This is a genomic window from Legionella norrlandica, assembly GCF_000770585.1.
Classification (GTDB): domain Bacteria; phylum Pseudomonadota; class Gammaproteobacteria; order Legionellales; family Legionellaceae; genus Legionella; species Legionella norrlandica.
On record NZ_JNCF01000023.1, the window covers coordinates 1 to 24,027 of the forward strand.

A 24,027-nucleotide genomic window follows, 5' to 3' on the forward strand; every position below is an offset into this window, starting at 1 on the left:
CCATTAATGTAATAGGCACGTTCATACCGGATAATAAGCTGACGCTCAAGAAAAAGCATCCCATAGGAACACCAGCATTACCTATTGCAGCTATAGTTGAAATAAGCACCCATACGCCCATAGTAATATAAGAAACTTGAATACCATGACTCTGCATAAGGTAAATAACTGTAGCAAAAATAAAGGCTGCACAACCATTCATATTAATACTTGTGCATAAAGGCAAAACAAAACGACTAATTTGAGGTTTTACTTTTAAATTAGATTCCACCGTATTCATAGTAATCGGCAAAGTACCAACAGAGGACTTGGAAAAAAATGCCACTGATAAGGCAGGTAACATCGCTCTCATTGCTGAAAAAGGCTTAATGCCATTTGATTTCAACCATATAGGCAGAATGATTAAACCTTGTATCAAATTAGCCAAAACAACAATTAATAAGTATTGACCTATCCCTTTTATATCCATCCCTGAACGCAGTTGAATGACTGTGGCAGTGATAAAACCAAATAAACCTAAAGGGATCAATTTAATTATCCATCTTGTCATTACCAAAAACATCCCATGAGCACCTCGGAAAACTCGAGCAATGCTTTCTCTTGAATCCACTTCAGGTATTTGTCTAACAGCAAAACCCACAACTATGCTTAGCAACAACACACCCATTACCTGCTGTTCTAAAAATGGGGACAAAAGATTAGTAGGTATAATATTACTCAAATATCCAAGGTACCCTAAATTATTCGTCGAATTTAAGCTTCCTGTAGTTAAATTGACTTGCACAGTGCTTGGATGTATCAATATATATAATATGCAACTTATCAATGCTGCTACTAAAGTGGTAGCAAAAGTATATTTAATTGTCCTTTGCCATACGTTTTTCATCAAACGATCAGTTTGGTAATTTGACAAGGTAACAATAATGGATAATGAAATAATAGGTAAGCTAATGCACTTAAATAGCTTAATAAACAAATCAGAGATTAAAAGTCCTGCTTCTTTTAAAAAAGGCAAATCCGTTAACCCGCTTATTATGCCAAGTCCAATCATCAAGGCATAAATTAATGGAGTACCAACAATAAATTTATTCTTTGGGTGGTGTGCTGCACACATGGTTAAATTCCTAATATATTAAATAAGTAAAATAAGTGGAGGCTTGATTAACAGCAACAACAGCAGCAACAGCAGCAACAGCAGCAACAGCAGCAACAGCAGCAACAACAAACGGCTTGGTAAAGGAAGCTATATGAGGAAGAATAGGGATATTGTAGTGTTCGAATTGACATAAAAGCTGTCACCATAACCAATATTGTTCAATTAAATTACATATTGTAACACGATAAGTCTTAGAGTCAATAGTAAAAAACTTCTTTGTCAAACCAATTTAAAAATCTCACACAACAAATAAATCCTTTGACAAATAAAGATTTAGGGTTTGATAGTATTCCTACTACCTTACTCCTAAATTGGTTTCACATATTAATTAATTCATTACAAGCAATCTGCTGCTTTAAACGCATTATTCTTCTATAAGCTTCATCAATACGTTGAGATGTAATTCGTTTATCAATTACTAATCGCTCAATAACATCAATAATTTCTGGGGCAGTAATTGTTCCTAACTGATTTGCAAATATTAGCATATCGGCTCCTGCATTAATGGTAAGGCAAAGAGCTTCATCTAACGAATAATGATTTGAAATAGCTTGCATCTGTAAATCATCACTAATAACTACCCCATCATACCCCATTCCTTCTCGCAGCAGTTTGGTCAAAATTTCATAAGACAGAGTAGCAGGCAACCCTTTCTTATCCAAATGCCTGTTAATAACATGTGCTGTCATCACCATCACTGGATTGCATTGATCTTTTAATAAACCACGATAAAGATCTAGCTCATCCATTTGAAATGTTTCCGTAACATCTACAAAGCCTTCATGAGTATCACCTTCCGCACTTCCATGACCAGGAAAATGTTTATAGGCGCAAGTAATACCATAGCGGCTAAAAATGTCCACAAACTGTTTAGCTAACCGGATAATAATCTCCGGATTAGCAGAAAAACTCCTCCCGAGTTTCCCTATAATACCAACTTGATCATTTAAATTCAGATCAACTACTGGAGCAAAGTTCAAATTAAATCCTAATGATTTCAGAGTAACCGCCATTTGGTTCACTTCTTCATCAAAATCATCACAGGATAATCTTGCAAGTTCAGAGGCTTTTAGAGTAGGCATGCATCCTTCTATTTTGCTGAGCCGATCAACTGCTCCTCCCTCATAATCAATTGCAGTTAGTAATGGCAGAGCATTATCTCCTGAAAACATTGAAGAATAATAATTGAGTTGGCGGATCAGTTGTTTGATCTGTGCCTGGTTTTTTAAATTCTTCCCATATAATCCTGTTGAAAGATCCTTATCAAATAATATGACTCCACCCAAACCATCATTAGATAACCACTGAGCAACGGGACTTTTATCATTTAGCTCAGAACCGCTAAATCCCATGATTAACATTTGTCCAATTCTATTTCTTATTGTAATCAATTGTTGCTCCATCTTAAAATTATGCTATGAAATCATACACAAAGATGTCCGTTATGGCTATGTCTTGCTTCAGTCAAAATTTTGCCCACAGCAAACTATCCTAATCACTGGGGTAATTTGAATAAAGCCTGATGGCTATGCTATCAGACATCTACTTTACTTATGATAAAATAGTAGAAATTACAGCTTTGGGGCGGGAATACTATCAAAATCGCATTGGCAATTACCTCCTGCTTTTGGAGGAAAAGGTACTTGAGCAAAATCTGATGGGTAACAAATTGGAATAGTCCATGCCAAATCTCCGGGGTTAATTTTAGCCGGTAAGTACCAATTTCTTAAACCTGGATAAGTTTTACCAGCATCATTCTCCCAAAATACAGGGGAAAATTGAGCAACATACCTGAGTCCTTGCGCTGGTTCACAATTAAAAGTGCCTCTGGCCCATGGCTTTCCCTTAGGGGCAGTAACAGTCAATAAAGTCTTTGATGTCAATTCATCAATGACGTCAACAGTAACATTATATTCCGTCCAGCAACTGTCTTTAGCTAAAGTATAGATACAAGTAAAAGCCCAAAGTGAAGTGTTTATTAGGGTGAATAAAGACACAAAAAATAAGCGTAAGAACATGATTCAATCCTAAGATTTATGAACCAGAATTACTATTAGTATAGTATATAAACAATTTACAACCCCTTGACTTCGGCATCTATATCCTGCACCACATAATGACTTCAACTCATTTGCAAATTATCTAAAACATAAACAAGAATTATAATCAGACTCAGGATCTAAATCAGGATTAATCGACTTGGCAAGCGTCTCCAAACCATAACCAACTGCTAATAAAGTAGCCGCTAAAGTCCAGCCAGCTAATACTGCAAGTCCAACCCCTGGAACTCCTAAAACAAAGGATAAACCAACAGCAACCATTGACGTAATAGGTGAAGCAATTAAGAGTGGCACTGGGTCTAAATTACCTCTAGAAAACATAGAACCTAAAACAAAACCAGTTAAAAAGCTATTATGATTTCTCTGTGCTGCGGCAAGTATAACAAGATCAATCGCCACAGTGCCAACAACTGCCATAATTAAAAGTCCGCCTGCTCCACCATATTTTAGTCCGGTGCCAATAATAAAACTAAAATTAGAGATCCCTTTTTGTATAGAATGTTGCAGTGCCATTGGCTTTCTCTCCTTAAAAAGTGAGCAAAATACATAAAATTAAAATTGTAATCAATAAATTAATTAAGCAGTTTGTATTGGATTAAATTACCAACCTTTAAAAAAAATTATAAATTTAAGTTGCAAAGAAAAATAAATATTTTAATATATTAAAATATACTAATATTGGAATTTACTATGCCCTCTAGAAAATTAGTTTCCGAGAAAATGGCAGAATTTTTAAGTGCGATCGCCCACCAACACCGCATCCGAATCATTGAAGAACTGTATGCAGGCGAGCAAAATGTCAACGGTCTTCAAGCCATTTTAGGAACAAGTCACTCGGTAGTTTCACAACATTTGTCTATTTTAAGAGCCAACAAGGTAGTCAAACAACGCAAAGAAGGGAACCAGGTTTATTATCAACTGGCTCAACCAGAATTGGCAAGTTGGTTACTTCAAGGATTAGCTTATCTTGAAGGCGGTTTGCAATCTGATGAAGTCATCCGCTCAGCAGTTAATGAAGTAAAAACTATATGGAGCCATACTCCAGATAATTCCTTTAAGGATGGTGGATCAAATGTATAAAACCTCATACTCTAGGCGCTTAAAAATCCCAAGTGTCCCGATAATTAGAAAGCAATATGTGCTCATTAATGAAAGGGAGATATAATATGCTCAAAGAATTCAAAAGCGACCTTATGGCAAGTATTGTAGTATTCTTTGTAGCACTGCCATTATGCCTTGGTATTGCTTTAGCCTCAGGCGCGCCCTTGTTCTCAGGCATTATAGCAGGGATAGTAGGTGGCATAGTAGTCGGTACAGCCAGTGGCTCACACTTAGGCGTTAGCGGACCTGCTGCGGGGTTAGCTGTTATTGTATATACTGCCATCAACCTATTAGGCTCTTGGCATGCATTCTTATTGGCTGTCATTCTAGCTGGCGTTATTCAAATTATTATGGGCTATGCAAAAGCTGGATTCATTGCTTATTTTTTTCCCTCTTCAGTCATAAAAGGAATGCTTGCAGGTATAGGGCTATTGATTATTTTAAAACAAATTCCCCATGCCTTAGGTTATGATAATGATTCAGTTGGCGACCTTTCATATTTTCAAACGAGTGGCGAAACCACGTTTACATCTATTAGTAGCGCATTCAATGCATTTACACCAGGTGCCATTTTAATTTCCACCTTATCATTAGTAGTCCTAATTTTTTGGGAAACCTTTTTAACAAAAAAGCATAGGATTTTCCAATTAATACAAGGACCTGTAGTCGTTGTTTTAATGGGAATTACGATGAACCTGCTGTTTCAATCGAATATCTTAAATTTTAGCTTAGCTCCAGACCATTTAGTGAAGATCCCTGTTGCGAATAATCTAATTGAATTTTTTAAACAGTTTACTTTTCCAGACTTTTCTGCAATAAGCCATCTCCAAGTCTGGAAAACTGCCATTGTTTTAGCTATTGTAGCAAGCTTGGAAACCCTGCTTTGTGTGGAGGCCACCGACAAGCTGGATCCCTTTAAAAGGGTGACGCCAACCAATAGAGAACTAAAAGCCCAGGGACTTGGTAATATAGTCTCAGGACTGTGTGGTGGGTTACCTATTACCCAGGTCATTGTTCGTAGCTCCGCAAACATTGCATTTGGTGGAAAAACCAAGCTTTCTACAATACTGCATGGTATTTTTTTATTAATCAGCGCTGCTACTATTGCTAAATTTCTAAATTTTATTCCTCTTGCAAGCCTTGCTGCTATATTAATTATGATAGGTTATAAATTAGCCAAACCAGCGTTGTTTCAACATTTATATCGACTAGGACAAGAACAATTCGTCCCTTTTATAGCCACAATTGTAGGCATTTTGGCAACTGATTTGCTTAAAGGAATTTGTATTGGTATGGCTTTTGGTATTTTTTATACCTTACGCCACAGTTATCGGAATGCCTATTATATGAAAGATATAATCACCAAAGAAAATGAACATACGATTCATCATCTCGTATTGGCAGAAGAGGTATCTTTCTTTAATAAGGCCAGCATCATTCAAGCTCTCGATGCTATCCCACCTTATTCAAAAATAATTATTGATTGCTCAAACTCAAAGTCTATTGCCTACGATGTAGCTGAATACATACGTGATTATAGAGTAAATGCAAAAATGAAAAATATTACTGTTGAAACAATCGATTTTATTGAGCCCGTTTAATACTCAGACTCTGCATAGGAGCATAAAAATGAAAACATTGACTAAAGAAATGCAAGAGGCTATTACGCCTACAATTGCATTGCATTTATTGCAAGAAGGGAACAAACGATTTGTAAATAACTTAAAGGTTAATCGTAACCTGTTACAGCAGGCTAATGAAACCTCGGACGGGCAACATCCCTTTGCAATTATTTTAAGTTGTATTGATTCACGCACCTCAGTTGAGTTGATTTTTGACCAGGGTTTAGGCGATGTATTTAGCGTACGTATTGCAGGAACCATTATTAATGAAGATATTTTAGGAAGTATGGAGTTTGCTTGTAAAATAGCAGGGGCTAAGATAATAGTGGTTTTGGGGCACACAAAATGTGGCGCAATTAAAGGTGCGTGTGATCATATAGAAATGGGTAGTTTAACTGCATTGCTAAGTAAAATACAACCCGCTGTTAGGCTGAAAAAACTATAGTCGAAAACCGTACATCAAGTAACGAGGAATTTATGGAAAAGGTTACAATGATTAATATAAAAAGAACGGTACATGCTGTTATGGAGCGCAGTCCCATTTTAAAAGAACTTATTGAAACAGGAGAGTGTGGGATTATTGGTGGGAATCATGATATCTCAACAGGTGAAGTGAGTTTTTATCAAGATACTAAATTCGGTTTTTTTAAAGACTGAACTCGATAATTTGTATCTTTTTGAAAATATCATGCCAATAGAAACAAAACCATAGAGAGGTAAATCAGTATAAAGATAAACTGCTGGTTTGAGTAGATCATACTTGACCTGACAGTGACCGATTTTTCAAGAAGCGTATGTCAGGTAAAATTTAGCATCGATTCTTTATTATCGATTTCCTTCCATTGGGCAGATGATGTAGATCGATTCCCCTTATAGAAAAATGAAGATGCACTTAGTGAACGCCTCAGTAATCTGGGTTGCTTTTCTTGTGAAGACTCATCCACATCAGGTTTTGATGAAATAGGACACAGAGAATGATCGGGATGAAAAAAACTCTCTGAATATACCAAAGGGTTTAGAGTGCCCATAAGCCCCTCAGAGATAAGTTTTATTTTTTTTACATCTTTGATTGACACTTATTCAAAGTCTCTGTACATGCTACACTGTAATAATCAAAATTTGAAATAATCTAAATCACTAATATGCCCCAAAATAAACCACCAGTCATTCAATGCTGTCTTACAGGCGACTTTTCCTATCGTGAACTAGGTATAGGAGAAGAAGAACCACCTATAGAAGAGGATTCTCTCAATTCCAGACTAGTGGTTAAAGTCGATAAGAAAGTTGATCCTAAAGATCTAAAACTCGTGGTCACTCGGATTAATCATGAGCAGCCAATAAATGTTGATGAAAATGTAATTACGGCCATCAATGGTGACAGCATTGCGCTGCAAAAGGGCAAGAAAAAAGGACGTTTTATGCGTTTTGACATTAAAGAACTTGCCTGTAAACAAAATTATCAATATCAAATATTCTATAAAAATAAAGTACTCCCTATTCCAGGCAGACATGATGACCGCATCATCTTTAAGACTATTCCAGCACGCCAAGATCCACAACCTTTAAGAATTGCCATCGGTGGAGATCAGGAGCGCCATGAACAATTTAACCCCTTTGCAGCTTGCTTTGGATTCGACAACCAAACCTATACTGCACGACTCTACCAACATATAGGAAATAAAGAACAGCCGTATCAACTTTTCATCCATCTCGGCGACCTATTTAATGGTGAATTTTATATCTCACCATTAAATCTATTTCGATCAGGACGCAAAATTTTTGAACGTAGAGTAGAAACAGCCCAAGCTTTTAGGCGTCACCTTGACTCTGACTTCATCACCCCTGTCGGCAATAATTTAGCCATATGTTGATCAATGCTGTCTATGATGATCATGATACTGGTGGCAATAATGCAGGACCTCCAGAGACTAACAAAGAGCGTCAAATACAACAATGCATGGTCAATTCATTTCATGAGTTACTGTCAATAGAAAATTTTTTAGATGAAAAAATCGCTAAGAAAGGCCCTTACTATTCTAAGCGCATAGGTCAAACAGAAATCTTTTATTTGCATAATCGCTATACCAAAGAAGTAGATTCTGATAACTCTTATTTACTTGGTACAGAACAATGGACATGGTTGGAGAAGAGCCTCGAAAACTCTAAAGCACAACATAAAATCCTTGTTTCTCCTCTCCCCTTTGTCATGGGAAAAAAACCTCAAGAAGACTATCGCGGCCACTGGCAAGAATGGCATCGCATGATGCAACTGTGCCGCCAACATAAAATTGCGACCATCCTAACTGCTGATTCACACAATTACAGTCACAGTGAAATTCACGTTAGAAAAACTGCTAACGATGAGCCTTGGGTTATTCACCAACATTTAGTCGGCACATTAGGTGGGAGCAAACAGTCCGTTTCTGAGGAAGAAAGACAATCATTCTCAAAGCCAGGTCGCCCTCCTTTACTAGCAAATCACCCAGACTTAGATGCTGCACTGTATGAAGGATCGACTGTTAAAGCGTATTTTTCACCTGGAGATAAAGTAGCCTTGTTACCAACCCCGAAAACGATAGCCAATGGTGCACCAAAGATCAATGGTCTAAGGGTACTCATGCCTATGCCGGACTAACCTTCTTCCCACCTCAACCTGATCACTTGGTAGAAGAAGCAAGCAAAAATCAATGGCAAGTTTCATTCAAGCTCTTTACCTGCAGTAAAAAGAAACCTAATGTAAGTCACGATGACCGGCTGAACATAAAGTACACACTTTAAATATTGGTATGGCTTTTCCCTATTTTGTGTTGTCATAGAAATCAGTCATAGCAAGGCATTAAGAATACACGATAGATCACAGGTTGAGTAGTTAATAGATAAAAAGAAGAATATTGGAGTGTACACGCTAACACTTAATAATATTTATTGTCGAACACTTCAATAGTTATTGTTCTGATCTTGCTTTTATTGTCCGACAAGTATAAGCTTGCTCAGTCTGGAGAGATGGCCGAGCGGTCGAAGGCGCACGCCTGGAAAGTGTGTATACGGCAACGTATCGAGGTTCGAATCCCTCTCTCTCCGCCAAGTTACAATTCCTGGTTATCATTCACAGAGTATAGGTTATGTATAGTTGTTGCTCGGACTGTGTTTCGATGAAAAAGCAATAATCATATTTTTTGTGAAAAACTACTATTGGCTCATACAATATGCGTGTAGTAAGAATCGCTTTCAGAATCAACCAATTCAATCAGGGATATGAAAGATGAAAATGAAATTACAGCTAATTACGATAGGAATTTTATTGTCAATCAACGTATTCGCCGATGGTTATTATCCTGAGCTAACCTCTCAAGATCAACCATGGACGATTGTTGCCAGTTTTGGAAGCGGCTCGTATAAACATACGTATCCCAAAGATACCAAAACGGCATTAGGTCGATTGGCTCTTGCAAATGAACTAATGCTTAGTGGAGATATCGCACTCGGACTTGAGCTTGGCGTTCAAAACGGCAATAAAATGCGTTTAAATATTCCTCCTGAGACATTAGCTGTGCTTGGTTGGCTTCCTGTAAAAACTACTCTCAGCCCAATGTTGGACCTATTAGTTACCGCAAAAAGCGATCCATTATTTGGAAGTTCTTTTTTTGCTCAATTTAAAGGTGGGGTCGCGTACAGATCCTGGCAAATCAAGCTTTATCCTATCAACGATATTTCTCAGTTAGCTGGGGAAATTCAGGCGGGGCTTGGCTATCCTATTACCGCTTTAGCTAGCTTGAATTTATTATATCAAGGAGTTTATGGTAATGATCCTAACCTTAAATTAAACATCAACTCTAAAACTGCCAGCGTTTCAAATATACCCGTTTTACATGGAATTTTATTAGGGTTTACTGTTAATTTATAGCCCTTTTCAACTATAAAAATAAATTGCAGATTTTAATTTAGACGATTACTGCATTTTTATATTGCAAATTGTTACCCCTACTTGCTCATTAGCTACTATAATTTAATCAATCAAGCTTTCTAACTTTGTTGTACTTTATTTTTAACCTAAAGTTCTTAGATTAACTGATATAGAATTAATATGATGAATGAAATGGAGCATCCTCATGAAAGAAAAACATTTTGCCTATAAAATTACTCATTCGTCCGTAGGATTAGTTTGCACCCATTCCGAAATTGAAGAAAACAGAATGGTTGATTTATTAAAAGAAATCAAAAATGATGATTCTCAAGCGATTTTTTGGATTTTCAAACAATTTGACAATCAACCTAAAGAACAATTATGCATTATTGATGGTCCCCATCATCGCATTTACTATCATTATTCAGGAGAAGTGGAAGGCCTTGATGAAGCCATTGAGAAATTAAGTAAAAAAGCGTAGATCAACAGCAGATTAAAGCCGGTTTAGTGGAACCCTAACCTTCTCTAAAAAACAAATTGAGCAAGACAAACTCTAATATTAAATTCTACTATTTAATCATATTTAACACATATTTAAAAAAATAAAAACAACAAGTGATTTTTTATATCAATCAAACTCTGGACAAATGAATGTTTTTTAGTAACCATTCAGATCAAAATTATTCCTGTACGTAACAATATAAATAATGAGGATGTCACATGAATCAAATGAAAGTTAAATTAACAACACTTTTAATGGTACTTATATTTAGCTTACTTCCAAGTGCTTATGCTGAGCTGCATAGGGAAAATAGAGGGAATGACGCTGCCATTCAAAATGAAATATTAGTTTATATTAATAATTACAGGCAGCAACATGGTCTTTCCCCCCTCAAAATGGACAACTATATGGTGAAAGAAGCTAAAAAACATTCCATTGATATGGCAAATCATACTATTCCTTTCGGCCATAAATATTTTAAAAAACGCATCGACAGGCTGCACGCCTTAATTAAAAATTCGAACGCAGGTGCCGAAAACGTTGCTTATAATTATAAAAATGCGCAGGATGTAGTTAAAAATTGGTTACGTAGTCCTGGACACAAAAGAAACATTGTAGGGAATTATGATCTGACAGGTATAGGGATTGCCAGGGATAGCAAAGGAAAAATTTATTTCACCCAAATATTCTTAAAAACAGGTAACAGCAGCCATTATGCTTCAAGAAAACCTTTCTCACCTCTTTTTAATGGAATTCCTTTCATAAAAAGAACTTAAAAAATATTAATAAAAGGTTTAACAATATCTTTGCAATTTTCAGTGATAACTCAGTGGAATTAATTGCACCATTAGCCTAATATAGAAGCATAGACGGTAATCATTGTTCAGCCAACAGTATGACTTTGGAAGCCAGATTGAGAGTGTGGTGAGCAAGCTTAGCCTGAACTAAGAAGCCAAAAACACTCCTGAGGAATCCACCTTTTATTTTAGGACTGTTCTCAATCTTGCTGTCTATATCATATCAGGGGCGTATTAATACGCCCTTGCCATTTAAGCCACTCAATAGACTCTTCCGGAACACTACTGGCATGGAGAATTGCTTTGTCGATACGGTGCTCGAATCCTCGTGTGCTTCACCACTACGTAGAGTGAAAAAATTCAAAAAAAGCCCAGTATCTTCAACGTCATTAGCTTGCACAGTGGGTTTCAACTGCTTTTTCTAGATTTATGCTAGAAAATTAGATTAAATTACAATAGGATAGGTACTATTATGGTAAAAAGGACTTTCCACATGATTGCAACTTTATTGGAATCAGATCAGGAGACGCGTATAGCCATTACGCCCAACTCAGTAAAACAATATCTAAAATTAGGCTATGAAGTAGGGATTGAGAAAAATGCTGGCCTTGCTTCAGGATTTACTAACGAAGAATTTGAAAAAGCCGGCGCAAAAATTTTCGATAATAAAAGCACCTTATTACCACATACTCAAATTCTCCTATGCGTTAATGAATTAGAGCCTCAAAATTTAAATAACTTACCTGTAAACGCTCTGATAATCGGCCATATAGACAATAACCCTCTTAGTCCGCTTGTGAAATGGTGTCTGGATAAACAAATTACTTTATTTTCAATGAATCTTATTCCCCGAATAAGTCGTGCACAAAGTATGGACAGTTTATCTTCTCAAGCCAACCTAGCAGGATATCGCGCTGTTCTGGAAGCAGCAGCCCAGTTTCATAGGCTAATTCCTATGATGATGACTGCAGCTGGCATGATTCAACCAGCTAAAGTACTCATTCTTGGAGCTGGGGTTGCTGGATTACAAGCCATTGCTACATCAAAACGATTAGGTGCTGTAGTTTATGCATTTGATGTGAGACGGGCAGCTAAAGAGCAGGTAGAGAGTTTAGGAGCTGAATTCATTGAAGTGACGCAGGATCAAGACAGTGAAACCGCAGGAGGTTATGCATCAGAAACTACGGAAGAATATAAAAAATTGCAAGCGGCACTTATTGATCAATACGCAAAAATCTCAGACATTGTTATTTCCACTGCCTTAATACCTGGACGACAAGCACCACTATTACTCTCTCAAAAAACTATAGAACAAATGAAACCGGGCTCAGTAATTGTTGATCTCGCCACTGCTCGAGGAGGAAACTGTGAGCTTAGCGTCCGGGATCAGATCGTAAAACATGGTGAAATCACGATAGTAGGATTAAGCAATATGGCAGGTCTTGTTCCAACAACAGCGAGTGATCTTTACTCCAACAATTTGGTCCATCTAATAAACCATTTAGCTAAGAACCCTGCTGAATTTTGTTTGAATTCTGATGATGAAATTATCCAGCAAGCAGTTCTTTGCCATAGAGGAGCTTATCTGCCATTTCAAGCTGAAAAGGAGAGACAAAATGCCTGAGATAAATACACTAGGTAATCCTTATACCACAATACTTACTATTTTCGTTCTCGCTTGCTTTGTAGGTTATTATGTCGTTTGGAAAGTAACTCCTGCCCTGCATACGCCCTTAATGTCAGTAACAAATGCTATCTCGAGTATTATCATTCTCGGTGCTTTAATTGCCACAGGAAGTGAATTGATAGGAAGCATTACTTGGTTAGGTGGGACAGCGATATTCATTACCTCGATTAATATTTTTGGCGGATTTGTAGTAACCCAACGCATGCTCCGCATGTATAAAAAATAATCTTGGAAAATCAACCCCGTCAAGTGTGCAATGGGATTTCCAGGATAATAATTTAAAGGACGGAATCAGCAATGAATTCAATAGTTCCATTGTTTTATTTATTGGCAGCAATTTTCTTTATATTAGCTTTAAAAGGGTTGGCAAGTCCTTCTACTTCAAGAAGGGGAAATCTTCTCGGCATACTTGGAATGGCCCTTGCGATAGGATCTACTTTGATGATGCCTACCATTTCTCACCATATCCTTTTAATCCTTTTAATAATAGGAGGAGGAATAATAGGGACTATTATTGCCTTGAAAATCAATATGACCGCCATACCTCAATTAGTTGCCGCTTTCCATTCTTTAGTGGGCATGGCTGCAGTTTTGGTAGCTTATTGTGCCTTTTTATCACCAGAATCCTTTCATATTGGTACCCCAGGAGCAATTGCAACAGCCAGTCTTATTGAAATGAGCTTAGGACTAATTATTGGGGCTATTACTTTTTCTGGTTCAGTGATCGCCTTTTTAAAGTTACAAGGGATCATGTCAGGTATCCCCATTCGATTTACCGCTCAAAATCTAATTAATTTACTAATGGGATTAACCATACTGGTTTTGTTTTTTCTTTTTGTAATTGATCAAAACATCCTCCTCTTTAGCCTATTAGCCGGATTATCATTCCTAATTGGAGTTTTACTGATTATCCCAATCGGCGGTGCCGATATGCCCGTTGTAATTTCAATGCTAAACTCCTATTCAGGTTGGGCTGCGGCTGGAATAGGCTTTACCCTAAGTAATCACCTACTGGTGATTACAGGTGCTTTAGTGGGAGCAAGTGGCGCTATTTTAAGTTATATTATGTGCGTTGGCATGAACCGCTCTATTTTCAATGTCATTTTTGGGGGTATGAGCAGCTCTGGAAATACTCAACAAGCTCAATCAGGAAGTGAACTACGTAATGTAAGGCAAGCGAATGGTGAGGACGCTGCATTCTTACTAAGCAATGCCAAGGATGTCATTATAGTCCCTGGCTATGGTATGGCTGTAGCCCATGCTCAACACGCAGTTAAAGAGCTTATTGATGCACTTGAAGCCCGCTCTATTCGTGTACGGTTTGCCATACACCCTGTCGCCGGACGTATGCCAGGACATATGAATGTCTTGCTTGCTGAAGCCAACATTCCCTATGATAGAGTGTTTGAGCAAAGTGAAATTAACAGAGATTTTGCAACGTGCGATGTAGCCTATGTCATTGGAGCAAACGATATCACCAACCCGGCAGCCAAAACAGATCCTGGATCCCCGATTTATGGAATGCCTATCCTGGAAGTTGAAAAAGCAAAGACCGTATTATTTGTCAAACGTAGTCTATCACCTGGCTATGCTGGTGTGGAAAACGATTTATTTTTTCATGACAATACTTATATGCTTTTTGGAGATGCCAAAGTAATGACTGAATCAATTGCCAAAGCCTTGGGAGAGATATAACCCTTTGAAAATAAAAACAGGAATTAATCACGGGGGTGGGTACCTAATTTAACCTGTGCAAATGCCTTTTAATTTGCCAACAAAGCAAAATAAATGTATCTTAGCCTGTTAATTTTTCACAATGGAGAAATATGTATGTTACGAAAAATCGGCTTGACTTTGCTATGTGCAGCGGCAGCATTTAGTATGAATGCCTATTCCAGTCCACTCATACCCTGCAACCGGGACTAACCCTTGAATTTGATTTCCCACCTAATGAACCTCAAGTATTTGTTAATTATTTATATTGGGAAGTAACAGCTGACTGCAAAATCATAAGTGAAGATCAATCCAATGAGCTTTTCGCAGAAGCACTGGCTAAATCAGGTAAAATTAATGGTACTATTTTATCTAAAGGCAATACGATGCAGCTCACTGTTCATTCCGGAGATATGTTGAAACTAAGTGCTGAATCTGGTGCGAAAGTTCAAATCACTAATTTTGGTCCTCATGCTCTAAAAGCGCTCTGCGTTGCATAATAGAATTATAATTTAAAACCGACTGTAACACATCGTAGGTTGGCTTCGCTGAATACCAACCTGCGATGAGAACAGGGAGGGGAAAGTGGTTGATACCTATTGCAGGTTAATGCTCACGAGTAGAACAAAATTTAATTTTGGGATAACGCTCCTCAGCCATTGTTAAATTAACCTTGGTTGGCGCTAAATACATAAGCATATCGCCACCATCCAAAGCCAAGTAATCATACGCTTTAGTACGGAATTCACTCATAGCCTTCTCGTCTTCAGAGTAAACCCAGCGAGCACAGGAAACATTGACCGCTTCATAGATACAATCGACTTTATATTCATGCTTCAGTCTATGCGCTACCACATCAAATTGTAATATTCCAACAGCTCCTAATATCAGTTGGTTGCTATTTAAAGGTCTGAATACCTGCGTGGCACCCTCTTCGGATAATTCAATTAATCCTTTCAGTAATGCTTTGCTTTTTAATGGGTCTTTCAACCGAACAAGACGGAATAACTCGGGGGCAAAATTAGGGATTCCAGTAAATTTCAATAGCTCACCCTGAGTAAAGGTATCACCAATACGAATAGTGCCATGATTATGCAATCCAATAATATCACCTGCCAATGCAAGCTCCGTGTGAGACCTATCACCTGCCATAAAAGTTAACGCATTTGATATTTGCACTTCTTTTCCTATACGCAAGTGGCTTAATTTCATTCCTTTTTTATAAGCCCCAGAGCAAACACGTACAAAAGCAATTCTGTCTCTGTGTTTGGGATCCATATTCGCTTGAATTTTAAAAACAAACCCTGAAAATGATTCTTCATTAGGCGAAACTATTCTTTCTTGGCTTACCCTTGGTTGAGGACCAGGGGCATATTCAACAAAATCGTCCAGTAATTCTTTAATACCAAAATTATTGATTGCTGAACCAAAATACACGGGAGTCATTCTACCCGCCAAGTAATCCTCCAAATTAAAGTCATGGGAGGCACCTTTCACTAGTTCGATTTCTTCTCTAAGCTCATTTGCACTGTCACCAATAATCTCATCCAATTGTGGGTTATCCAAGCCTTTAATCTGCATGGCATCCAATTTTTTGGCATTACTCCCTTGTTGATACAAATAGACGATATCGTGATAACGGTGATAAATCCCCTTGAAACGCTTCCCCATCCCTACTGGCCAGGTAACAGGGGCACACTGAATACCTAAAACAGACTCGACTTCATCTAATAAATCAATAGGATCACGCCCTTCTCTATCTAATTTATTAATAAATGTCATAATAGGAGTATCTCGTAGACGACAAACCTCCATCAATTTGACAGTCCGATCCTCTACACCTTTCGCCACATCGATAACCATTAATGCTGAATCTACTGCTGTTAAAGTACGATAAGTATCCTCTGAAAAGTCCTCGTGACCTGGGGTATCAAGCAAATTCATGACATGCTGATTATGTATAAACTGCATGACTGACGTTGTTATAGAAATCCCGCGTTCTTTTTCCATTTCCATCCAATCGGACGTAGCGTGTCTATCGGCTTTACGGCCCTTAACAGTACCTGCCATCTGAATAGCACCGCCAAAAAGAAGCAATTTTTCCGTAACAGTAGTCTTACCTGCATCGGGGTGTGAAATAATGGCAAAAGTTCGTCTTTTATTAAAGTCTTGATAAAAATCAGACATACGGCTCTCGAATTTAGTAAATTAGTTAAAAAAATGTGGATCAATAAAATAGTATATCATGGAACCCGCCATGCCATAAATGTAGCCAATTAAAATCATTCCTGTATACTCAAAATTAGAACCGCTTTTCATGAGAAGATATTTGATTAAAATTTGATCTCAATTATTCCCTGTTAAATGGTTCTTTAAATGGATTTAATTTAAAAAGGAGTTTGCTATGAGATTCAATCATTTTATTGCTCCACTGGTTTTACTCCCTATTTGCGCATTCAGCCAACCCGAAAATAATAAAGGAGGCCTCTTTTTTTCAGAAAATCTGGTTAGTAAAAATACTATTGTAAAATCTTATTCTAATGAATCAGGAGAATTCAATTTACTAAAATCCAATCAAAGAAACATTAATTATCCAACTCAAATTATTCGTATTTCTGGTTCTCTCAAATCACAACAACTGTTCTGTGATCATGTCAATGAAGAAATTCTTGAAAAAATAGTAGCGCCTTTTGCTCCGGATAAATTCACCTACAACGCTTATATTAGTTGCACTTATGATCCAGATACAAACATTGCCACTGAATTTCTTATCAATGGTTACTTGGATCCTTTAACTGATGAAGCCATTGAGCTACTAGAAACTTATCTGGCTGAAAATAATGGTTCTGAGCTATTTGGCACCCAATTAACATTTGAACCTGCAAAAGCTCTTATTGTTGCTTTAACTGTATCAGCAGGAATGAAAAAAAACCCTAATAAACCGCCTTTTATAGAATACAGGCAAGATCGCAGTAATTTTTATTTTAGAAACAATTATGAAATGAAAAATCAATTATTTGCCGATATTTATCAGAATTTCTTTACCAATGATCCTAATAAAATTTTACCTTTCCTGGATAGGTGGATATTCGCTAATGCTGGGGGCGTTTATAAACCCATTTTAATGGATTCCAATTACGTTGAGTTACAGCCTGAGCGAATTTTCCTGATGGATAGTGGGGAAAAAATATTTGTGTCTAACCTAAAATATTATTTCACCCATAATTGTGAGAGATACAGTAATCATCGCTGCCTACAGCAAGAAGCATAGAACTGTTATACTGGCTATCTTTGGGAGAGAGGGTTGTGATAGTTCTCTCCCCCCTTACCTCGACGTCTCAAGTCTTGTCCCTGAGATGGCTCTTGATCCAACTCCGAAGACTATAATTCCATTAACTCCAATCCAGAAGAAGAACGTTCGAAATAATTGACTACCATATTGTCAGTCACCTTATCCAAGCTAGAGGTTTCCACTGGGGATTTTTATCTTTATTGATCAATAAAGAACGAACCCCTTCATAAAAATCACTCCCTTTCATAAAATGTTCGGCCAGATCAAAATCCATTTTTAAACATTCCTCCAAGGTTAAGCTCTTGGCCTTTTGAAGTTGTGCCAATGTCACTTTAAGGCTCAAAGGTGATTTTCTCAACAAGGCATTATCTATCCTAAGTGCCCATGCCTCACCAAAACTTTGTAATGACACTCTTATTTCTTCGACTGTGCGTTTAGAGAAACACACATCAATTAAAGGATTTATTTGGCTCTTTTCCCCAGATATTATTTTGTCTTCAAAAGCTGAGATACAATGATTAACACGATTGTAGGCATCCTTCGATAAATCCTCTTGCTTTAAGGCTTCAATCATTGCTGGCATTTGTTCAGACGGGATAATCTGTTTTATTAAACCGGCATTCTTTGCCTCTTGGGCATCTAATTTATTCCCAGTTAATCCTAGATAGACGCCTAAGAAGCCAGGACATTGGTTTAGTAAATAGCTGGCCCCAATATCAGGGAAAAAGCCAATTCCTGTTTCTGGCATAGCAAACACAAAATGCTCACTGGCGATAGGATGGCTCCCATGCAACGAAATTCCTACTCCTCCGCCCATAGTAATGCCATCAAGTAACGAAATATAAGGCTTTCCAAAATGATGAATAAAATGATTTAATCGATATTCGTGCCAAAAAAACTGCATTTGCTCTGATTCTTCACTTCGGCCAGTATTATATAACCAACGAATGTCGCCTCCAGCACAAAAAGCACTTCCTGGAACAGCTTGGATAATTACTGCTTTAATAGAATCATCCTCTTTCCATATTAACAATTGGCGTTGTAATGCCAGAATCATAGAGAGCGTTAAGGCATTCAATGCGTGAGGTCTGTTTAAAGTAATAAACCCCAATTGACCTTCTTGGGAAAAGAGTATCTCTTCCGTCATACTTATACCCCTTTAAAATCAGCTGTTCTTTTAGCAAGAAAGGCTGCTACTCCTTCTTTCTTATCCTCTGTAGCGCATACTTTTGCAAAATGAACTGCTTCCAGATGCAGTGCCTCGGTCAATGGCAAATCATAACCATGATCGATCACCTCCATAACCCCTGCTATTGCTAAAGGTGCCATGCTCAGTATTCCATTCAAAATATTCTTTCCATGGTTCAATAAATTATCTGGATCTACTACTTCACTGACCAACCCCCACTGGAGTGCGGTTTCAGCATCAATAAAGCGTCCAGTTAAGCATAAATCCAAAGCACGACCTTTCCCTACCAAGCGAGCCAATCGTTGTGTACCACCATAACCTGGAATAACACCTAATTTTACTTCAGGCTGCCCAAACATAGCTTTGGTTGAAGCAACTCTCATAGTTGCTGAAATCGCTAATTCACACCCGCCTCCAAAAGCAAAACCATTGATTGCAGCAAGGGAAGGCTTACCTAAAGTCTCCAACAAACGAAATACTTGCTGTCCATGGCAAGCAAATTCATACCCGCTTTGAGCATCACACTCAGCTAAACGATTAATATCTGCTCCTGCGCAAAATGCTTTGCCATTTCCAGTTAACAATAATGCTTTTACTTTTGGATTGGCTTTGGCCTGATGAAAAACATCATTCAGTACATACAAAAGCTCCGTGCTTAATGCATTAAGCTTCTCTGGTCTATTCAAGGTTACCGTTAAAATTCCTTTGTCATCTATATCTTGTTCAATTAAATTCATTAATAATCCCCTGTTTTGAGAGCTTGTTAACAAGCTCTTAATCTATAAAATATTCTTCATCCAAACTTGCCTTTGCAATAATTTCTCGCATAATTTCATTAGTCCCTTCAAGAATTTGATGAACTCTTAAATCCCTAAATATTCTTTCAACTTGATAATCTCTTAAATAGCCATAACCACCATGCAGTTGCATAGCCTTATCGCTAATACGAAAAGCTACGTCAGTAGCCAATCTTTTGGCCATTGCACAATACATTGGCGCATGAGAGTCATTATTATCCATGGCAGTTGCCGCTCTATAAACCATCAGCTTCGCCGCTTCATAATCCGTTAACATATCCGCAAAATAAAACCGCAAAGCCTGCATTTGCGTAAGTGGTTTACCGAACTGCTTACGCTCATGCATATAAGCTTGGGTCATTCGTAAGCAGGCAAGAGCCCCCCCCAAAGAGCAGGAAGCAATGTTGATCCGACCACCATTCAAAGCATTTAAGGCAATTTTAAAGCCCATTCCTTCATCACCTACGAGATTTGCAATGGGTACACGGCAATTTTCAAAATAAAGCATACAAGTCGGCTGACTGCGCCAACCTAATTTTTTCTCTAATTTTCCAAATGTTAAGCCCGGAGTCTCTTTTTCAATTAGCAAACAACTAATACCATGATGAGATTCATCTCCCGTTCGCACCATACACAAATAGACATCACTAACACTTCCTCCCGAGATAAATGCTTTAGCACCATTAAGCACGTAATGATCTCCCTCTTTTACTGCTCTGGTTTTTAAAGAGGCCGCATCTGACCCTGATTCAGGCTCAGTCAAGCAATAGCTAGCAATCACTTCCATAGCTGTTAATTTGGGCCCCCATTGCTTACGAATTTCTGGGTTACCATAACGATCTACCAAAGAAGTAACCATATTATGAATGGAAAGATAAGCGCTGGTTGCAATACATCCAGTCGCCAATTGTTCAAATATGAGTGCTGCATCCAAACGAGATAGCTGAGCTCCTCCTATATCTTCTCGAGCTACTATTCCTGCCATGCCTAGTTGAGCAGCTTCACGTAGAATTTCAACAGGAAAATAACTTCGCTCATCCCAGAAATCAGCCATGGGAGCTAGTTTATCTCTAGCAAAATCGGAAGCCATTTCTCGAAATGCCGAATGCTCATCAGTGAAATTGAAATTCATAGACCATCCTTAGATTGATTAATTCCGTCACATAATATTCGGATTAACAGAATAAAACCGATTTAGTTAATGACGCATTTATAAAAAATGATATTATTACGAATTTTTAGCGCCCAGGAAAGATAGTAAGAATAATCCTATGGAAACTTTAGCGCAACCAAATCAAAAAGCCTTGGCCGTTCTAAAAAAATATTTTGGTTTTGATTCTTTTAGAACACCTCAGGAAGAAATAATAAATGACGTTATTTCTGGTCAGGACGTTCTTGTTCTAATGCCCACTGGTGGAGGAAAATCCTTATGTTATCAAATCCCCGCTATAGTTCGTTCTGGGGTTGGAATTGTAGTATCTCCCTTGATTGCATTAATGGAAGATCAAGTAGCCTCTTTAAGGCTGCAAGGAATCCAGGCCGCCTATTACAACTCGTCATTAACTACTGACGAAGCTCGAAATGTGTTAAGCCAATTACATAATAATGAACTTGATTTACTCTATATTGCTCCAGAACGCCTTATCAGTAACTCTTTTCTGGAACGGCTTTCAGAATGTCCTATTGCTTTATTTGCCATCGATGAGGCTCATTGTATTTCGCAATGGGGGCATGATTTTCGTCCAGAATACTCTTGTTTAGGTTTACTGAAAACCCATTTCCCAGACATACCAATGATTGCTTTAACGGCAACTGCCGATAAACAAACCCGAGAAGATATTGTTATTAAACTGAATTATAACCCGAAAAAATATGTTGCTTCTTTTAATAGGCCAAATATTCACTATAAAGTGGTTCCCAAAACGAATACAATCAAACAATTGAATCAGTTCCTTCAAACCCACATTCAACAATCCGGTATTATTTATTGTGGAACCCGGAACTGTGTAGAAGAATTGACTCAAAAATTGCAGAAGCTTGAATTCAACGCTCGTGCTTATCATGCTGGACTCTCCCATGCCGAACGACGCGAGGTACAAAATCTTTTTAGATACGATCGCATTGATATTGTAGTAGCTACTATAGCCTTTGGCATGGGTATTGATAAACCTAACGTTCGCTTTGTAGTGCATCATGACTTGCCTAAAAATATTGAAAGCTATTATCAGGAAACCGGCCGCGCTGGCCGTGATGGATTACCCGCTAAGGCATTGCTTCTTTATGATGCGGCGGATAGCGCTCGCTTAAGATCCTGGATAATGAATATTCCACTTGATGAGCAAAGACGGATAGAATCTAGTAAATTGGACCATATACTTGCTTTTGCCGAAGCATCGCATTGTCGTCGTCAAATTTTATTACGTTATTTTGATGAGCCTTGTAATATGGGATGCAAAAATTGCGATGTCTGCGATAACCCTCCCCAAACAGCAGATGCTACAGAAGATGCGCAAAAATTATTATCATGCATTTACAGATTAAAACAAAGCTATGGTCTGACTCATACTATTGATGTTTTAAGGGGCAGTTCAACTGATAAAATAAAACTGTTAGGACATGATCGTTTAAGCACCTTTGGGATTGGCAAGGAAAAATCAGTACACTATTGGAAACACCTCGCTTGGCAATTGATACATAAGGAATATTGTAAACAAGATTCTAATCACTTCAATGTACTACGCCTGACTGAAAAAGCTATTCCTCTTTTAAAAGGGCAAGAACATATTTCACTGACTATCCCGAATAACGATTTGAAGGGCAGTAAAAAGAAAACAAAGCCGAATATTTCTGCTAAAATTGAAAATAGTCCATTATTTGAAAAACTGCGTGCCTTAAGAAGGCAATTAGCAGATGAAGAAAATAAACCGCCTTTTATGATTTTCAGTGACGCCACTTTACACGAAATGGCTCAATTAAAACCCCAAAATAATGAACAATTACTGGATGTATCTGGAGTAGGGCAGCATAAATTATCTCATTATGGGCACCATTTTCTTAACGTCTTAAATGAATTTGATGAAGTAGAGCGATAAGATTTAACCATGTATAAATTATCAAGATCGTTTTATGAACGTGATACTGTTGTTGTCGCAAAAGAGCTTTTAGGTAAATATTTAGTCCATCACAATGGCTTTGAAGAACGGATAGGCAGAATTGTAGAGGTTGAAGCATATCTTGGACAACACGATTTAGCTTGTCATTCGTCTAAAGGTCTAACGAAAAGAACCAAAGTCATGTTTGGACCAGCAGGATATGCCTATATCTATCTAATTTACGGTATGTATTTTTGCACGAATGTTGTGACGGAAAAGGAAGGAATCGGTTCTGCTGTGTTAATCCGTGCCTTAGAACCGATTAAAAATATTCAACATAGAACTCAAGGACCTGGATTATTATCCAAGGCCATGCAAATAGATTCTAAACTGAATCATCATGATCTGCTAAGCGATAATTTTTATATTGCTGACCCAAAAATTCAAACCGTCTTTACTATTGTAGAAAAACCCAGGATTGGAGTTCATTATGCCAAAGAATGGGCTAACGAATTGCTAAGATTTTACATCAAGGATAATCCTTATATTTCCAAGAATTAAAGTAATTGCTCACTTCTTACCTCCCGCGACTACACAATGACACGTGCCTCCCCTTAGATTGGCGCCAATGCTATCACGCAACATAACGCGGGAACATTTCTATAAGAACAGGGTGTGTTGACAATCACCCTCCAGATTTTGAAGAAATCTTACTCTAATCCGATTGCTTTTGGCGGGCAAATATAAGCATTACCAAGGTTAGTCACATTGGTTTGCTGCGACCCCCCACTCATATAACCGCCACTATGATCCAATGTACCGCTCATAGAGCCTGTAACGCCAGCTCTAGTCGTTACTAATTGAATATAGTTTGCTCCCTTTTTGCTTGCTTTATTCTTAAGATCGTTCATAGCTCCTTCCTCCAAATTGCGATTGGAAGTAAATCCACCCGTGAAGAAATTACCTTGATTGCCTACAACTTGACCTACGTATTTACAGCCTTTAGGTGCTGGATTGGGGCTTGCAATAACACGATCTGATTGTGGATCCGCAGGGATTGCTGCGCACCCACTAATCACTAGAGTAATAACTGAAATAGATAGTAATTTTTTCAT

At 37.8% G+C, this 24,027-nt stretch carries 23 protein-coding genes, 1 tRNA gene, 1 other RNA gene and 2 pseudogenes; 18 read left to right on the forward strand and 9 right to left on the reverse strand.

Going from position 1 to position 24,027, the window contains the following annotated elements:
• The 4 genes from OK13_RS07410 to OK13_RS07425 all read right to left on the reverse strand — a co-directional run.
• Positions 1-1,114, reverse strand: a 1,114-nt coding sequence (locus tag OK13_RS07410; RefSeq protein ID WP_035889479.1) for a dicarboxylate/amino acid:cation symporter, incomplete at its 3' end; no start/stop codon positions are given.
• A 359-nt stretch (positions 1,115-1,473) separates the two neighbouring features.
• The gene (locus OK13_RS07415) at positions 1,474-2,547 is read right to left on the reverse strand and encodes a glycoside hydrolase family 3 protein (protein ID WP_035889612.1); all 1,074 of its coding nucleotides are present in this window, start codon (positions 2,545-2,547) and stop codon (positions 1,474-1,476) included.
• Positions 2,548-2,727: 180 nt separating this feature from the next.
• Positions 2,728-3,174, reverse strand: a complete 447-nt coding sequence (locus OK13_RS07420; RefSeq protein ID WP_035889484.1) for a hypothetical protein — start codon at positions 3,172-3,174, stop codon at positions 2,728-2,730.
• 120 nt (positions 3,175-3,294) lie between these two features.
• Positions 3,295-3,729 (reverse strand): hypothetical protein, encoded by a 435-nt coding sequence (locus OK13_RS07425; protein ID WP_035889486.1) that lies wholly within the window; start codon positions 3,727-3,729, stop codon positions 3,295-3,297.
• A gap of 177 nt (positions 3,730-3,906) precedes the next feature.
• On the opposite strand from OK13_RS07425, the gene OK13_RS07430 reads away from it, so the two are divergent.
• The 15 genes and pseudogenes from OK13_RS07430 to OK13_RS16035 all read left to right on the forward strand — a co-directional run bounded on the left by OK13_RS07430 (position 3,907) and on the right by OK13_RS16035 (position 15,042).
• The gene (locus OK13_RS07430; RefSeq protein WP_035889488.1) at positions 3,907-4,296 is read left to right on the forward strand and encodes an ArsR/SmtB family transcription factor; all 390 of its coding nucleotides are present in this window, start codon (positions 3,907-3,909) and stop codon (positions 4,294-4,296) included.
• An 86-nt stretch (positions 4,297-4,382) separates the two neighbouring features.
• Positions 4,383-5,918 carry a SulP family inorganic anion transporter gene (locus OK13_RS07435; RefSeq protein ID WP_206538897.1) on the forward strand — a complete coding sequence of 512 codons (1,536 nt, stop codon included), beginning with the start codon at positions 4,383-4,385 and terminating at the stop codon, positions 5,916-5,918.
• Positions 5,919-5,946: 28 nt separating this feature from the next.
• Positions 5,947-6,384 carry a carbonic anhydrase gene (locus tag OK13_RS07440; protein ID WP_241480469.1) on the forward strand — a complete coding sequence of 146 codons (438 nt, stop codon included), beginning with the start codon at positions 5,947-5,949 and terminating at the stop codon, positions 6,382-6,384.
• Between the two features lie 32 nt (positions 6,385-6,416).
• The gene (locus tag OK13_RS15265) at positions 6,417-6,596 is read left to right on the forward strand and encodes a carbonic anhydrase (protein ID WP_241480470.1); all 180 of its coding nucleotides are present in this window, start codon (positions 6,417-6,419) and stop codon (positions 6,594-6,596) included.
• A 485-nt stretch (positions 6,597-7,081) separates the two neighbouring features.
• The gene (locus OK13_RS07450; RefSeq protein WP_035889493.1) at positions 7,082-7,810 is read left to right on the forward strand and encodes an alkaline phosphatase D family protein; all 729 of its coding nucleotides are present in this window, start codon (positions 7,082-7,084) and stop codon (positions 7,808-7,810) included.
• Entirely contained in the window at positions 7,804-8,574 is a 771-nt protein-coding gene (locus tag OK13_RS07455) for an alkaline phosphatase D family protein (RefSeq protein WP_035889495.1), read from the forward strand. The genes OK13_RS07450 and OK13_RS07455 overlap by 7 nt, the downstream gene beginning before the upstream one ends.
• A gap of 362 nt (positions 8,575-8,936) precedes the next feature.
• Positions 8,937-9,023: transfer RNA gene (locus OK13_RS07460), tRNA-Ser, on the forward strand.
• Between the two features lie 178 nt (positions 9,024-9,201).
• Positions 9,202-9,843 (forward strand): hypothetical protein, encoded by a 642-nt coding sequence (locus tag OK13_RS07465; RefSeq protein WP_035889497.1) that lies wholly within the window; start codon positions 9,202-9,204, stop codon positions 9,841-9,843.
• A gap of 205 nt (positions 9,844-10,048) precedes the next feature.
• On the forward strand, positions 10,049-10,324 hold the full coding sequence (locus tag OK13_RS07470; RefSeq protein WP_035889503.1) for a hypothetical protein: 276 nt from the start codon (positions 10,049-10,051) through the stop codon (positions 10,322-10,324).
• 239 nt (positions 10,325-10,563) lie between these two features.
• On the forward strand, positions 10,564-11,121 hold the full coding sequence (locus OK13_RS07475; protein ID WP_035889506.1) for a CAP domain-containing protein: 558 nt from the start codon (positions 10,564-10,566) through the stop codon (positions 11,119-11,121).
• 88 nt (positions 11,122-11,209) lie between these two features.
• Positions 11,210-11,361, forward strand: a non-coding RNA gene (gene ssrS, locus OK13_RS14145) — 6S RNA.
• Between the two features lie 274 nt (positions 11,362-11,635).
• Positions 11,636-12,766: a Re/Si-specific NAD(P)(+) transhydrogenase subunit alpha gene (locus tag OK13_RS07480; RefSeq protein WP_035889508.1), complete on the forward strand. Its 1,131-nt coding sequence runs from the start codon at positions 11,636-11,638 to the stop codon at positions 12,764-12,766.
• Positions 12,759-13,055 (forward strand): proton-translocating transhydrogenase family protein, encoded by a 297-nt coding sequence (locus OK13_RS07485; RefSeq protein WP_035889513.1) that lies wholly within the window; start codon positions 12,759-12,761, stop codon positions 13,053-13,055. Before OK13_RS07480 ends, OK13_RS07485 begins: the two co-directional genes overlap by 8 nt.
• Before the next feature lie 71 nt (positions 13,056-13,126).
• Positions 13,127-14,524, forward strand: coding sequence for an NAD(P)(+) transhydrogenase (Re/Si-specific) subunit beta (locus tag OK13_RS07490; protein WP_035889514.1), 1,398 nt, complete (start codon positions 13,127-13,129; stop codon positions 14,522-14,524).
• A gap of 135 nt (positions 14,525-14,659) precedes the next feature.
• A pseudogene (locus tag OK13_RS16035) lies at positions 14,660-15,042 on the forward strand (hypothetical protein).
• A gap of 106 nt (positions 15,043-15,148) precedes the next feature.
• Here OK13_RS16035 and OK13_RS07500 read toward each other — a convergent pair.
• Complete coding sequence (locus OK13_RS07500) at positions 15,149-16,729, reverse strand: peptide chain release factor 3 (protein WP_035889515.1); 1,581 nt, start codon at positions 16,727-16,729, stop codon at positions 15,149-15,151.
• Between the two features lie 217 nt (positions 16,730-16,946).
• Between OK13_RS07500 and OK13_RS07505 the strand changes: the two genes are divergently transcribed.
• On the forward strand, positions 16,947-17,813 hold the full coding sequence (locus OK13_RS07505) for an Lpg0189 family type II secretion system effector (protein WP_035889516.1): 867 nt from the start codon (positions 16,947-16,949) through the stop codon (positions 17,811-17,813).
• A 110-nt stretch (positions 17,814-17,923) separates the two neighbouring features.
• Here OK13_RS07505 and OK13_RS07510 read toward each other — a convergent pair.
• The 3 genes and pseudogenes from OK13_RS07510 to OK13_RS07520 all read right to left on the reverse strand — a co-directional run bounded on the left by OK13_RS07510 (position 17,924) and on the right by OK13_RS07520 (position 20,952).
• A pseudogene (locus OK13_RS07510) lies at positions 17,924-18,981 on the reverse strand (enoyl-CoA hydratase/isomerase family protein).
• A gap of 2 nt (positions 18,982-18,983) precedes the next feature.
• Complete coding sequence (locus tag OK13_RS07515) at positions 18,984-19,760, reverse strand: enoyl-CoA hydratase/isomerase family protein (protein ID WP_035889517.1); 777 nt, start codon at positions 19,758-19,760, stop codon at positions 18,984-18,986.
• 37 nt (positions 19,761-19,797) lie between these two features.
• Positions 19,798-20,952 (reverse strand): acyl-CoA dehydrogenase family protein, encoded by a 1,155-nt coding sequence (locus OK13_RS07520; RefSeq protein WP_035889518.1) that lies wholly within the window; start codon positions 20,950-20,952, stop codon positions 19,798-19,800.
• Between the two features lie 139 nt (positions 20,953-21,091).
• Between OK13_RS07520 and recQ the strand changes: the two genes are divergently transcribed.
• Together recQ and OK13_RS07530 are read left to right on the forward strand one after the other, a co-directional pair.
• Complete coding sequence (gene recQ, locus OK13_RS07525; protein ID WP_035889521.1) at positions 21,092-22,912, forward strand: DNA helicase RecQ; 1,821 nt, start codon at positions 21,092-21,094, stop codon at positions 22,910-22,912.
• A gap of 9 nt (positions 22,913-22,921) precedes the next feature.
• The gene (locus tag OK13_RS07530) at positions 22,922-23,473 is read left to right on the forward strand and encodes a DNA-3-methyladenine glycosylase (RefSeq protein ID WP_035889529.1); all 552 of its coding nucleotides are present in this window, start codon (positions 22,922-22,924) and stop codon (positions 23,471-23,473) included.
• Between the two features lie 149 nt (positions 23,474-23,622).
• Here the strand turns inward: OK13_RS07530 and OK13_RS07535 are convergent, their stop codons facing one another.
• Entirely contained in the window at positions 23,623-24,027 is a 405-nt protein-coding gene (locus OK13_RS07535) for a DUF4156 domain-containing protein (protein WP_035889538.1), read from the reverse strand.